Origin of the sequence: Chryseobacterium luteum, assembly GCF_000737785.1 — a bacterium.
In the GTDB taxonomy this organism is placed as follows: Bacteria; Bacteroidota; Bacteroidia; order Flavobacteriales; family Weeksellaceae; genus Chryseobacterium; species Chryseobacterium luteum.
This window is the reverse complement of sequence record NZ_JPRO01000001.1, coordinates 659,215-673,229: the sequence shown is the minus strand read 5'-3', so window position 1 is coordinate 673,229 and position 14,015 is coordinate 659,215. Positions and strand designations below refer to the sequence as shown.

The following is a 14,015-nucleotide window of genomic DNA, read 5'->3' as shown; positions in this document are numbered from 1 at the left end:
TACAAATCATAACTATATGGATTCTAAAAAATTAACGCTAAGCAATGGCGCACCTTATTTTGAACATCAGGACTCACAAACTGTAGGGCCGAGAGGTCCTGTTCTCCTGCAGGATTTTGTTCTTCAGGAAAACCTTGCACACTTTGTCAGGGAAAGAATCCCTGAGAGAATTGTTCATGCCAAAGGAAGCGGGGCTTACGGAACATTTACCGTAACACACGACATCAGCCAGTATACAAAAGCCAAATTATTTTCAAAAGTCGGAAACTCATGCAGAATGTTTGCCCGGTTTTCTACTGTAGGCGGAGAAAAAGGCAGTGCAGATACGGCAAGGGACCCTAGAGGTTTTGCTTTAAAATTTTATACGGAAGACGGAAACTGGGATCTTGTAGGAAACAATACACCTGTATTTTTCATTAAGGATGCCAAAAAATTCCCGGACTTTATCCATACCCAGAAAAGAGTCCCGAAAACCAATTTAAAAAGCGCCACGATGATGTGGGATTTCTGGAGCCATAATCCTGAATCACTTCACCAGGTCCTTATTTTAATGTCTGACAGGGGAACACCTTACGGGTACAGACACATGCACGGATTCGGATCTCATACTTTCGCGATGATCAATGATCAGAATGAAAGAGTATGGGTAAAATTCCATTTCAAAACAAAACAGGGAATCAAAAACTTCACCGATGGAGAAGCGGTGAAGATGGCCGGAGAAAACCCGGATTTTGCACAGGAAGACCTCTGCAATGCCATTGAAAACGGAGACTTTCCGAAATGGACCATGTATATCCAGGTGATGACGGAAGAACAGGCCAAAGACTTCAGATGGAATCCCTTTGATGTGACCAAAGTGTGGTTTCACGATGATTTCCCTATGATCGAAGTTGGCGAAATGGAGCTGAATGAAGTTCCGGCTAATTATTTTGCCCATGTAGAGCAATCTACATTTTCTCCAAGCAGCCTTGTTAACGGGATAAGTTTTTCTCCGGACAAAATGCTTCAGGGAAGACTCTTCTCCTATCCTGACGCTCACAGATACAGGGTTGGAGTCAACGCTCATCAGCTGGAGGTAAACCGGTGCCCTTTCGCAGTCAATAACTATCAGAGAGACGGTTTTATGGCAGATTCAAGCGAATATCAGGACAAACCTAATTATTATCCTAACAGCTTTGATGAAACCAAACCGGATCCTGCGTATAAAAATTACGAATATGAGCTGGACAGTGCGCACGTTGCCAATTACAACAGGAACGAAAATGATGATGATCATTATACCCAGCCGGGGTTGCTGTATACCAAATCCATGACTGCCGAAGACAGGGAGCATCTAATCAGCAATATAGTAGGAAGCATGAGAGGAATTACCGGGCCGAAAAGAGATGAGATTATCAACCGTCAGTTATGTCACTTTTTCAGGACTAATATTGAACTTGGCATGAAAGTGGCTTCCCAGCTTAATATCAATATTGATGCAAATATGATGAATCACTCAAAATAGTATTTTGAAGGATTCGTTAATTAAAAGGAAAAAAAACTAATATTTTTTCCTTTTTTTTGTAAAAAATTCATAATTTGCAAAAAATAATATTTTATAGTGGAAAAATGAGTTACGAAAATATATTATTAGAAAAGGAAAACAAATTAGCTGTTGTTACTATAAACAGACCTCAAAGCTTAAACGCTTTAAATGCAAAGACGATTCAGGAAATAAGCTCAGCGATGGATGAACTTAACGCCGATGAATCCTGTAGGGTAATTATCATTACAGGAAGTGGCGAAAAATCATTCGTAGCGGGAGCTGATATAAAAGAATTCAGTGATTTTGGACAGGAAAAAGCCGAAGAGCTGGCCAGAAACGGACATAACACCCTGTTCAACAAAATTGAAAATACATCTAAACCCGTTATTGCAGCCGTTAACGGCTTCGCATTGGGAGGAGGTTTAGAGCTTGCCATGGCGTGCCACATCAGATATGCATCAGAGAATGCCAGACTGGGGCTTCCGGAAGTGACGCTGGGATTAATTCCGGGTTACGGGGGAACTCAAAGGCTTCCTAAGCTTGTAGGAAAAGGCATCGCCAATGAAATGATCTTCTCAGCCAAAATGATTCCAGCCCTGAAAGCAAAGGAAATCGGACTGGTTAATGAAGTATACCCTATTGAAGAATTATTAACCAAAACAAAAGAACTGGCAAACACTATAGCCAATAACTCACCAATGGCTATATCAAAGGCAATACAAGCCGTAAATTTGTCTGATACGGAGAAAGGTTTTGAATCTGAAATCAAGTATTTCGGGGAACTTTTTGAAATGAATGACAAGAAAGAAGGGGTGGCCGCTTTTTTAGAAAAAAGAAAGCCTAACTTCTAAGATTTTTACTCCAAATTATAAATTATTTCGAAAAAAAACTAATGCTGCTGTATGAATAAGTTTGATAAAGCTTATCTAAAAATGGCCCAAGAGTGGGCAAATTTATCCTACTGTAAGAGAAAACAGGTAGGGGCTCTTATCGTAAAAGATAGGATGATTATTTCAGATGGTTACAACGGAACTCCTTCGGGGTTTGAAAACTGCTGTGAAGATGAAGAGGGGAAAACACACTGGTATGTACTTCATGCGGAAGCCAATGCGATATTAAAGCTGGCAGCTTCTTCTCAGTCTGCAAAAGGGGCAACGTTATATTTAACACTGTCGCCATGCAAGGAATGCAGTAAGCTGATCCTGCAGGCTGGAATTACAAGACTTGTGTATATCAATGAGTATTCAGACGATGACGGGATAACGTTCCTGAGAAACCATAATATTGAAATAGAAAAAATTTCTGACTATGAACTAAAAAAATAAGCACAAATGACCTGGAATGAAAAAATCAAAGATTTTGAAATATTTCTTCGCTTCGAAAGAAATTTTTCAGAAAACACTCTTGATGCCTATATCAGAGACATCAAGAAATTAAAAGACTATGCCGAAGTGGATCTGGAAAACATCGGTCCGGACTCTATCGGTTACGAAAACTTACAGGAGTATATCTTCAATCTTTCCAAACAAAAATTCAGTGAAAGATCTCAGGCAAGATGGATCTCTTCTATAAAAGCTTTCTTCAAGTTTCTACTTGAGGACGAGTTCAGAGAAGATAATCCTGCTTCATTGCTTGAGGGGCCCAAATTGGGATTGTACCTGCCTGACACCTTAAGCCTGCCTGACATCAACAAGATCATCGCTGCTATCGAGGGAAATTCTGACCTTGGAAAAAGAAACCATTGCATCATTGAAGTCCTTTACGGATGCGGTTTACGCGTCTCGGAACTTATTGAACTTAAAATTTCGAACATCAACTTCAAAGAACAGTATATTAAGGTAAACGGAAAGGGTAACAAAATACGCTTCGTTCCTTTAGCTGATTATACTGCTGAACTTCTGGAAACGTATATTAAAGGAGTGCGTTCTAAAAGCAAGGTTAATAAGAAGTATGAGGATACACTGTTTCTTAACAGCCGCGGGACCTCTATGTCCAGAGTGATCGTATTTCTGATCATTAAAGAACTTACAGATAAAGCGGGAGTAAGCAAAAAAATATCTCCCCATACTTTCAGACATTCTTTTGCAACACACCTTTTACAGAATGGAGCAGACCTCCGTTATATCCAGGAAATGCTTGGACATTCCAGCATTACCACCACAGAGATCTATACTCATCTGAAGACAGAGGAACTCCGGGATGTCATTTTGAATTATCACCCGAGAAATATTAATATTGCTCAATGAAACTATTGAAATACTGCCCAAGCTGCGGCAAAGAAACCCTGCATTGGGACGGCGAAAAAAAATGGAGCTGTCCTGAATGCGGATTCAATCTCTACAATAACATTGCCGCCGCAGTAGCCGTTGTTATCCGGTGTGGCGATGAAATCTATCTTACCAGAAGAAACCGTGATCCTAAAAAGGGAAAACTCGATCTGGCCGGAGGTTTCGTAGATCCGAAGGAAAGTGCCGAGGAAACGTGTAAAAGAGAGCTTTTTGAAGAGCTTCAGCTTGATGTGGATATTTCAAAGCTAAGGTATCTGGCCAGTCTTCCCAACATCTATCAGTACAAAGAAATTGATTATAATACAATTGATCTCTTTTATGAATATGATGTTCAGGAAAAATTTGAAGTGAATCTTGAGCTTTCTGAAATATCAGAGGCCATCTGGATTCCTTTGCATACACTGGATCTTGAGGATCTTGCTTTTGAATCTCAACAGAGGTTCTTTAAGGAATATCTGAAGAATAACCAGTAGCTAAGGCTATATTATAAAAATTTACTCCCGCAGGTTTATAATCTGCGGGAGTTATTTTATCCGGAATCAGTAAGATTTTGATTTCAGCATTTCTTCAAAATAATGAACCAGTAATGCTCTTTCTGCATCTGTGAGGTTGGCTTTTTTGTGATAAACAATGTAGCCAGGCATAGGCATTGCTTTGCTTTGAACGGTCTGGATAGATTTGCTGAGCATGCTTTCTTTCAGCTCCTTGTTATAATTGCCCCAGACAGAAAAATTGAGATGTTCCCTGCCTTCATTAACATGGCTTTTAATAGACCAGGAAACAGGTGCGATTTGGGCATATTTTGGGTATACAGTCTCATTGGAATGGCAGTCGTAACAGGCCCCTTTTATCAGGTTTCCAATCTTTTCAGGGGTCTTTTTCGCATCAACGAAGTTAACTGCCGGATTAACGGGCTGGTTTACTTTATCAACTGGAATAAACTGGATGAGGGCAAAAACCACCAACGCCCAAAACAATATTTTTTTTACCGTTTTCATACCTTATTTCACTGGTGTCAGTACAGCATTCCCGGAGTCTGACCTTACTTCCTTGTTCATTTCCTTCTGCACGGCTTCTTTTGGAATTTCTTCCGCAGGAAGATCTACAGGTTTGGGTATATTTCCTTTAGGATTACTCAGTGTTCTGGTGTCTTTCAGGTCCCAGTCTTCCTTGGTTTCCCATAACGGCCGGACAATAGCTTTTTTGTAGAAGATATAGGAATCTTCGGCAAAGGTTTCTTTTTCAAAATCGGCTTCGTCCCAGAATTTATTGCCATTGTTGTCCACCAGCATCCTTACAATATATTCATTGGGCTTCAGAATATCAAATTTCACATTGTTCCCTTTGGTATACATTGAATAAATGACGTTATCCGAAGCATCCAAAAGCTGGATCCAGTAATTGGTTTCCGGCGCATTCTGAATTGTAAACGCCAGGCTTCCGAACTGATCTACTTTTTCCACCTCAAAATCAAAACGCTTTGACTGTACATTTTTGGCGTAATAGGATGATACTGTTTCTTTTGGAACAGTAAGCTGGTATTTTTTGCCATTCACAAAATCTGAGTGAATCAGGATCTGGTAAGGATCTGTTTCGGAAATTTTTGCAGTGAATTCCTGGGTTGTTAAGCTGTCACTTTTCAGAACCCATTTTTCAGGGCTGATTTTATCAATGATATAGCCGGATCTTATCTTAAAATCAGAATTCGGGGCCAATAAAGGACCACCATTATCATTTTCAAGATCCATTGCATTCTTCTTATTATATTTATAGAATACGGAAACGGTATCCTGCTTACTTCCGTTATCGTAGCTGAATTTAAGGTTGTCGGTAACCGTCTGCCCCACATCACTTTTCACGGGATCAAACCAGATCTTTACAGTATCTGATTTCGGACGGTGGGTTACTTTAATGTCCTGAAGTTTTTCGTTTATTGAAGCTACTTTCACATTCTCCGGGTTTCCTTCAAATGTCATGATAGCTCCGCCCGGGCTTTCTTTCATTTCAAGATACTTCAAAGGCTTTTTGGAAGGATATATTTTTAAATTCAATCCTGAAACAGACTTTTCAACGTCTACAGGATCTTTTTGAAATCCAATTTTCTCTTTTCCGGGATCATAGACAGAATTGGCGTTTTCATCCTCAAAGGCGATGATTTTATATTTTCCAGGGGTAAGATAATTCAGCTCATAATATCCATCTTCATCCACTTTTGTGATGTAATAGGGTTTCTGCTTATAATTGATGGTATCTTTCACCTGATAAAGCCCTACAACAAGCTTGTTTTCTCCTTCTTTCTTTTTAATGGCTACCGCATCCGATATTTCACCACTGATGTAAAGATCATCCAGCTTATCTCCTGTAGAAAATGCAAAATTGAAATAACGAAGAATATTGGACTCATTGTTATCAGCAATTGAATTCCCAAAATTGAAGTTGTAGGTAGTATTGGCCTGAAGGGTATCTTCCCACTGGATCATCACGAACTTGTTGGCGATATTGGAAGGAAGAATCCGCTTTATATTTTTAATAGGCGGGGAAATGATCAGGTTTTTATTAATATCCTTTAGGGTAATATATTCGTCAAAATCCAGCCTGAGCTCGTGGATGTCTCTTTTTACATTAACTCTTGTGGTGTCAATATTTGAGCTTAAAAACTTTGGAGCCAGGGTATCTTTCGGACCTCCTACAGGAGAGCCTACTCTTGCACATGAATGTACAAGAAAACAGATAACGAATAATAGAAGAAGTCTTTTCATATATGTTTAAGCAAAATTAAACATTATTCTCCAAAAACTTCATGTCCGGCATTCAAAGTATCTTTATTGTCATTCATTACGCTGTGCAGTTTATCTTTCTGAGCCGGAAAATCCTCAAACAATCCTGATAAGGCAAGCGCTGTATACACTTTATTTGAATATCTGTTTCCAATCGCTACAATGGTCACTTTCGACTTCAGCAGATGGGCAAATACGGAATTGGTCCCGTGCCACCAGCCATTGTGATAGGTAAGCTTCTCCCCATTGTCGAAGATCTTCATCCTGAAACCAAGGCCGTAATTATTCATTCCTGCTTTTTCGTTACTGTATGGCGTGAAAACCATCTGCATCAGATCAGGCTTTAAAAAATCTTTTGAAAACAAGGCTTTGGAGAAGTTATAAAGGTCTCGTGGTGTGGTGTATACATTTTTGTCACCATAAATAAGATCAAGCCTGTCCAGAGGATACAGCCTGTTTCCTCCATAATAAAAGGACTGTGCGGCGGTAGGAATATCTTTCTCTTGGAAAATATAGGTATGCTCCATTTTCAAAGGTTTAAACACCATTTCATTCATAGCCTGCGGAAACGGGGTTTTTGTAATCTTCTCGATCAGTAAAGCCAGCATGGCAAAGTTGGTATTGCAATACATAAAACCGGTATCCGTATCTCTTGCCAGATCGGGTTTATATTTGATGATCATATTCAGAACATCCTGATTGGTAATGAAAGATTTTGAAAGTTCTGCCGGAGCCGGCTGTATTTTGGCAATAAAATATTCGTATTTCGGAAGACCGCTCCTCTGGTCCAGCAAAGTCTGTACGGTTACGTTAGGATAAGGAAATCCCGGAAAATACTGGGTAAGATGGTCGGTAAGTTTAATTTTTCCTGCTTCCACCAATTTCAACATGGCCATCGCCGTCAGCGTCTTTGAAACGGAAGCTACATGCAGCGGTGTATTTTTATCGATCGGCATCTGGTTTCCTTCTCTGCCGAAACCTCTGTAGTTTTCGAACAGGATTTCATTTCCTTTTGCTACGAGAATTCCCCCGCTCAGATCTCCTCCTTCCCAGATTTTTTTATAATACTGGTCAATATATCCTGTGAGTATCTCTTTATCTCCAAGCTGACTGTCTTCTTTGGTAAAAACAGTCCCCAGATCTACATTGCCATAGTTCGGAAGGTTGGTCGTACTATCATCTGAAGCCTGTTTGGAATCAGAATTTTTTTTACAGGAAATAAGGGATAAAAAAACAGCTACAATAAGTAAAAAATTACGCGTCGTCATGAGTATCAAAAATGAGGAGCAATTTAATAAAACTCAAAATAAATTCTCAATCCGGAGCGTACATTATGAATTATTTAACATAAAAAATGAAATTTGCGAAAGGAAAAAAGTAAAAGCAATAAATACTTTTGTCTTTTTGCGGTATATTTCCCTAGCAGCAGGAAGCTGTTATTTTATCTACGATTACCTGTGCAAGCTTCTCTTTGCTCTGATGTGTCCATCCGGCTATGTGCGGGGTTACAATTACCTTTTCGGATTCAAGAAGGTATTTAAGGTCCTCGTTTTCTGTTTCCAGTTTTTCAAATGATGCCTTTTCATATTCAAGGACGTCAAGACAGGCGCCTTTTACTTTTCCTGATTTCAAAGCCTCAACTAAATATTTAGTTTCTATATTTTTTCCTCTTGCCGTATTGACGAAATAGAAGTCTTTTTTCATTTCTGAAATAAACTTTTCATTGACAAGATAATGGGTTTCAGAAGTCAGCGGAATGTGTAGACTCAGGATATCCGCAGTCTGCTTTAATTCGTCTAAACTCACCTGCGTGGCGTATTCATCGGAAAGTCCGGGAAGGATATCATGAAAAATAACTTTACAGCCAAATCCTGAAAACCTTTTAGCTGTAGCTTTCCCCATATTGCCATATCCTATAAGCCCTACGGTTTTTCCGAGAAGCTCATCACCCCTGTTTTCTTCCCGAAGCCAGATTCCTTTTTTGACTTCTTGGGAAGCAATGAAAAGACGGTTCATAAGAATTAACAGCATTCCCACAACGTGTTCTGCTACCGAATCTCTGTTGCCTTCCGGAGAATTAATGAGTTGAATGCCCAGTTTTTCAGCAACAGGAATGTCAATATTCTCCATTCCGGCTCCTACTCTTGCAATGAATTTCAGGTTTATTCCTTTTTCCAGAAAGTTTTTATCCAGAGGAATTCTGCTTCTGATGATAACGCCGTCATAGTTTTCAATTTTATGGCAAACCTCATCATAGGAAGATGTAAAATCCTCTTCCAGCACAAAGTTTTTAGCTAAAAGCTGTTCTGTGATAAGAGGATGGTTTTTATCTAAAAGGAGAATTTTCATTTTTTTTTAAACACTAATGATTTAAACACTACATTGGTTTTTGCTTCTCTACCAATAGTTGATGCTTACTCAGTTCATAGAACATACATTCTTCATAAGCACTTTCCAGAAGTCCGGGACCTAAAGTTTTATGAACAAGATATCCTGCTTCATAAACCACTTTTGATATATCATTTTCTGAAATACCTGATGCTGTCATTTTTTTTCATTTTCCCTGTACCAATCATTTGTGAAGATTTGTGCAGACATTTGTGTTATTTGTGTTTATCGTTTTGCAAAGGCGCTAACGCTTAGCAAGAATCATTCGTTATTTCTTATCTTTCTTTGATTCTTTTGTTTCTTCAGGTTCCTGGAATAGTTTTTTAAGCTCTACAGATTCCAGAGGCTTCATTCTTCCGGAAAGGATCAGTGACAGCTCTTTTCTTCTGAAAGCAGCAGCATGTCTCTGTTTTTCCAATTCTGTTTCCGGGATCATATCCGGGATAGGAATAGGACGGTTGAATTCATCTACTGCAACGAAAGTATAAATTCCTTCATTGGTATGAATTTTTTTCTGATTGATAGGATCGTCCAGCCAAACATCCACATAAACCTCCATTGAAGTAGAGAAAGCTCTTGAAACCTTGGATTCCAGAACCACTACCCCGCCTTCAGGGATAGGATGGTTGAAAGAAACGTGGTTTACAGACGCTGTTACAACTCTTCTTTCGCAGTGCCTGGCTGCAGAAATGGAAGCACAACGGTCCATTTTTGCCAGAAGCTCACCCCCGAAAAGGTTTCTTAAAGAGTTGGTTTCATTCGGAAGAACAATATTGGTCATGATAGTCAGAGATTCTGACGCTTTTTTTACTTTTGCCATTGAGTCTTAGTGTTGTTTTGAGCTGCCGGGGCTGGTTTGACATCCTTGCCGGCAGGTTTTGATAATGAATCTTTTTTCAGGGAATCTGAAACAGCTGCTTCCGGAGTGTGCATCATAACTTTTATGGTGTCTTTTACAATTCTGTGTGTAGAGGTCTGTACGGAAACTTTGTCGAAAGATTTTTTTCCAAAAAGGAGCTCCTGCTGGGTAAATGCCAGATACAGAATTCCCAAAACAGGAACAGCAAGCAGGAAGATCCAAAGAATAGATTTTTTGAACTGATAGTCTTTTTCTCTGTTTTCTGAAACACTGATCTTTTCTCCATTATTGATATCTGAAAGCCTGATCTCTTCGAGTCCATAGAAATCCGGGTGTCCCGATTCTATCCTTTGCCCTTTAAAATGGGTCTTATCGTCTTCAATATGGATGGCACCGAGATTCTGAATTTCCAGGAACTGATCGGCCTGAAGCTTTTTCTTCCAAAAATCAGTCTGTATCTTCAAATCACTTTTGGAAGCGTCTAAAGACATCTGTTTTTCTCCGGCAATAAAAGCTGCCAGTTCATCAGACTGTATTTCATAATCCACAGCAAAAGCAATTTCGCTTGCAGGCGGAAGGATACTTCCGTTCTCGGAATTAATAATTGCTTTGGAGTTTTTAAGCGAAAATACACCGAAGCCCGGAACCGTCACAGTTCCAAATTGTTTCAGATATTCTAAAATGTAAGCTGAAATATTCATTTGGCAGCAAATTTATAATTTTTTCGTGACTTTCTGAAGAGATTTATCGGATATAAAGAAAGACTGCCGAAACAGTCTCTCTGATAAATATATATAAAAAAATGGTGTATTAAAACCTGACTGGCACGTTATCGCCGCTATTATTGAATTTTCCAGCTGATCCCGAACATAAAATTAGTTCCTGCCTGAGAAAAATAGTATGGATCCCCATCGTAGACCGCTCCGTTGTTTACATACTTTTTATTAAAGAGGTTATTCACCAGTAATTTTAAAGCGATATCATTATGGGCTATGGTAAACTGGTACTGTGCATTGAAATCTGTCAGGAAATAATCTTTCAGCTGAAGGTTTTTGTCTCCTGTATTATTCAGATACTGTTTTCCGACATACTGGTTCGTTAAAGCAAACAGGAAGCTCCTGGAAGGATTGAATTTCAGGCCAAGATTGGCAATGACATTTGGAGAGACTGAGATCTCAGTCTCACCCAAATTCTGAAGAGTTCCATTATTTTTGATCTTGAAATCAAGATTCCGGTTCTGGCTCAGGCTTACATTTCCAGTCACTTCCCACTGTTTTGAAAGTTTAGCCAGCGCACCAATCTCAATTCCTCTTCTGTAGCTCTTCCCTGAATTGGTCCTGATAAATGCCCCTACATTATTCAGCTGTCCGTTTAGTACTAACTGATTGACATAATACATGTAATATAAATTGGCGGTGATGGATAAGATCCCGAACTGTTTTTCAATACCTGCTTCAAAATCGTGAAGTTTTTCAGCCTTTACTTCATTATCACTCATCAGGTCATCCCTGTTCGGCTCACGGTGGGCATGCGCATAGGAAAGGAAAACTTTCCCGTTTCCGATTTTATAATTCACCCCGGCTTTTGGATTGAAGAAAAGCCAGTTTTTATCAAGATTTCCGCCTTCCCCGTCTCCGACAGTCAGGATCCTGGTATCATAGTCAATATTTCTGAGCTGAAGATCTCCGAAGAATTCAAAGTGATCTCCCGTTCTCCATAAAGCTTTTGCAAAACCTGCCAGTTCGGTTTTTACAGAACGGTTTCTGTAATATTCAAGCTCATTGATCTGAGGGAAATAAACTCCTGTAATATTGCCAAAGTGTCTTCCATAATACTGGTTCGCCACCACTCCGAAGTTAAGATCTACATGATCCAGCTTTCCGTAAAGCGTGGAAACTGCACCATAAAAATCATTATCCAGCCATTTTTTTCTGATAAAATCCGTTATTTCCACCGGAATCCCGTTTACTATCGGTACAGGCAAATTGTAATTGGAATAATGTGTGGCATCCCCATCCGTTTCATCAACTCTTTTATAATTCTCGTAATATCCTTTTCCTTTGGTATAATGAAGCGTCGTTTCCAGACTCCAGTTATCATTGAATTTCTGTTCCCATAAAAGCTGATAATGGTTCTGTCTGTAGTTATCCGTCTCATTATCATAGAACTTTTCTTCCCCGGTGAACAGATCCGTGTACTGTCCAGAATAATTGAATTTCGGGTTCGTTTCCCAGGTTGGCCGGTCAATTCCATTCCAGGCCTGGTAGGTTTTTTCTTTTCCTCCAAAAGCCATCAGACGAAGCCTTGTCTTCCCTTCTTCAAATAACGCGGTGAAATTGTAAGAATCCAGTTTTGAAGAAGCCCTGTCAATATATCCGTCGGAATGAATACGCGTATATCTTCCCATCACCGAAAGCCTGTTTTTCCAGAATTTTCCGGAACCTGCTTCCGCTGAATATTTATAGGTGCTAAACGAACCGTAACTATCATCGGTCTTAAAATACATTTTCTCATCCGGCTCTTTGGAGATCACATTAATGCTTGCCCCAAACGCAGAAACCCCATTATTTGAAGTCCCCACTCCTCTCTGGATCACGATCTGCGAGGCCGAGCTTGTAAGATCCGGAACATTGACGAAAAATGTCCCCTGACTTTCAGAATCGTTATACGGAACGCCGTTCATCATCACGTTGATGCCTCTCCCTTCTACTCCACGAATCCGGAATCCTGTATACCCGACCCCGTTTCCGGCATCAGAAGTAGAGATGATAGAAGTTTGATTTTTCAGGAGAATCGGAAGGTCCTGGCCCAGATTTCTGCTGTCTATATCTTTCTGTACGTTGATGATCTCCTTAGCAACGGGAAGTCTTTTGGTAAAACTGACAGCCTCAATTTCCCTGATCTTCACGGAATCTTTATTTTGCGCCTGGATAAAGGCTGCAGAGCCCACAGTAAGCCCTAAAAAAATTAATCCTTTCATTCTATAAATTTTAAAATTTAATGAATAAAAGGGGTGGATTATAATGAGTCATTAGTAATCGGTAATAAGTAATATTTTGAGAATTGCTCATTACCTATTGCTCATTTTAATTTCCCTAAACAGCATTATCTGTTCCAGGTTCATTGGGTATAATCTCAGCCTGTTAAAGCACCCCTTTATTTCAGTCGCGAAATTACAAAAAAAATATGAGATACAGGATGTTTGAGATTCCGTGTAGATAGAGATGTAGGATTTTGAATATGATAAGAATAAAGGCTAATTAGTAAGTCTTATTTCTGGCATCAATATAATAATAATTTTTGCCGTCTTTTGTCACTTCAAACATCTTACCCAGCTTCCAGCTGAAATTCCTTTTTATATTGGAGTATTCAAAAGGAATAATCACTTTATTATTCACATCAATTACACCAAACATATCATTGTGGGAAGCTACAATCATTGGATCTGCGGTATCATCACCTTCCATGATATAAAGGTATTCATATTGAGGGTAAATCTGGTACTGTCTGTAATCTGCTGCATTCACGAATTTAGCCTTTTCGATAACCCCGTAAAAACCATTTAAAACGTATGCCTGATAAAGTTGCTGCTTATAATCTTCAAACTTACATTTTCCAAGATCCGAATCCTTGAACTGGTAGACTCTTTTTCCTGCTTTATTCACCCGGTAAGAGATCATATCTTTTTCTACAGTAGCATATTCTTTAGTTCCGAATTGTCTTATTTTTGGGTTGGGAGAATTCAAAAGATTGCAATCTTCATAAAAAAAGACAGCAATATGATATTCAGGCTTGATAATAAATTTTCCTTTCTGATTAACGTAACCGAATTTCCCATCCTCCTTTTTCGGGATCAGGACCGGAAGATCCTGGTTGATGATCACAAGATCCGGGTTCGGCTTAACCTCTGCAGGCACCTTCTTTACTGTAGCTTTCGGTGCATTTTTAATCGGGAATTTCTTCACAGATTTCGCCTGTGAAAAAACGAAAAACGAAATAAATACGCACAAAAATTTCAGGATATTTTTCATATTCACCATTTGCCTGCAAAACTACGGCCAAAAATAGAAATTATCAAATTCATATTTATAAAGAATCTAAATAATTTCACTCCGATAAAATAGTAAAAATTCGTAATTTTGGGAACATTTTTTAAATTGTTTGATAAGTTTGAAACG

At 39.1% G+C, this 14,015-nt stretch carries 14 protein-coding genes; 5 read left to right on the top strand and 9 right to left on the bottom strand.

Translation table 11 applies throughout. The features are described 5' to 3' along the window. The first annotated feature begins 16 nt into the window (after positions 1-16). The 5 genes from IX38_RS03130 (at position 17) to IX38_RS03110 (ending at position 4,286) form a co-directional block, all read left to right on the top strand. A complete protein-coding gene (locus tag IX38_RS03130) occupies positions 17-1,504 on the top strand; it encodes a catalase (RefSeq protein ID WP_034701427.1) in 1,488 nt (495 codons plus the stop codon). Positions 1,505-1,608: 104 nt separating this feature from the next. Further along, the gene (locus tag IX38_RS03125; protein WP_034701426.1) at positions 1,609-2,376 is read left to right on the top strand and encodes an enoyl-CoA hydratase/isomerase family protein; all 768 of its coding nucleotides are present in this window, start codon (positions 1,609-1,611) and stop codon (positions 2,374-2,376) included. A 51-nt stretch (positions 2,377-2,427) separates the two neighbouring features. After that, positions 2,428-2,850, top strand: a complete 423-nt coding sequence (locus tag IX38_RS03120) for a deoxycytidylate deaminase (protein WP_034701424.1) — start codon at positions 2,428-2,430, stop codon at positions 2,848-2,850. A 6-nt stretch (positions 2,851-2,856) separates the two neighbouring features. Then, on the top strand, positions 2,857-3,771 hold the full coding sequence (xerD, locus tag IX38_RS03115) for a site-specific tyrosine recombinase XerD (protein WP_034701421.1): 915 nt from the start codon (positions 2,857-2,859) through the stop codon (positions 3,769-3,771). Then, complete coding sequence (locus tag IX38_RS03110) at positions 3,768-4,286, top strand: NUDIX hydrolase (protein WP_034701418.1); 519 nt, start codon at positions 3,768-3,770, stop codon at positions 4,284-4,286. The genes xerD and IX38_RS03110 overlap by 4 nt, the downstream gene beginning before the upstream one ends. A 66-nt stretch (positions 4,287-4,352) precedes the next feature. Here the strand turns inward: IX38_RS03110 and IX38_RS03105 are convergent, their stop codons facing one another. The 9 genes from IX38_RS03105 to IX38_RS03065 all read right to left on the bottom strand — a co-directional run bounded on the left by IX38_RS03105 (position 4,353) and on the right by IX38_RS03065 (position 13,868). Then, entirely contained in the window at positions 4,353-4,811 is a 459-nt protein-coding gene (locus IX38_RS03105) for a heme-binding domain-containing protein (protein ID WP_034701415.1), read from the bottom strand. Positions 4,812-4,814: 3 nt separating this feature from the next. Continuing rightward, a complete protein-coding gene (locus tag IX38_RS03100) occupies positions 4,815-6,572 on the bottom strand; it encodes an Ig-like domain-containing protein (RefSeq protein WP_034701413.1) in 1,758 nt (585 codons plus the stop codon). A 23-nt stretch (positions 6,573-6,595) separates the two neighbouring features. After that, entirely contained in the window at positions 6,596-7,858 is a 1,263-nt protein-coding gene (locus IX38_RS03095; RefSeq protein WP_034701411.1) for a serine hydrolase domain-containing protein, read from the bottom strand. A 151-nt stretch (positions 7,859-8,009) separates the two neighbouring features. Continuing rightward, a complete protein-coding gene (locus IX38_RS03090; protein WP_034701409.1) occupies positions 8,010-8,939 on the bottom strand; it encodes a 2-hydroxyacid dehydrogenase in 930 nt (309 codons plus the stop codon). A 28-nt stretch (positions 8,940-8,967) separates the two neighbouring features. Then, positions 8,968-9,138, bottom strand: coding sequence for a GxxExxY protein (locus tag IX38_RS22275; RefSeq protein WP_228377900.1), 171 nt, complete (start codon positions 9,136-9,138; stop codon positions 8,968-8,970). Positions 9,139-9,246: 108 nt separating this feature from the next. Continuing rightward, on the bottom strand, positions 9,247-9,798 hold the full coding sequence (locus IX38_RS03080) for an acyl-CoA thioesterase (protein ID WP_034701407.1): 552 nt from the start codon (positions 9,796-9,798) through the stop codon (positions 9,247-9,249). Beyond that, the gene (locus IX38_RS03075; protein WP_034701405.1) at positions 9,786-10,538 is read right to left on the bottom strand and encodes an HU domain-containing protein; all 753 of its coding nucleotides are present in this window, start codon (positions 10,536-10,538) and stop codon (positions 9,786-9,788) included. The genes IX38_RS03080 and IX38_RS03075 overlap by 13 nt, the downstream gene beginning before the upstream one ends. 140 nt (positions 10,539-10,678) lie before the next feature. Continuing rightward, positions 10,679-12,817, bottom strand: coding sequence for a TonB-dependent receptor (locus tag IX38_RS03070; RefSeq protein ID WP_034701404.1), 2,139 nt, complete (start codon positions 12,815-12,817; stop codon positions 10,679-10,681). A 280-nt stretch (positions 12,818-13,097) separates the two neighbouring features. Continuing rightward, positions 13,098-13,868, bottom strand: a complete 771-nt coding sequence (locus IX38_RS03065; RefSeq protein WP_034701403.1) for a WG repeat-containing protein — start codon at positions 13,866-13,868, stop codon at positions 13,098-13,100. Positions 13,869-14,015: the final 147 nt, after the last annotated feature.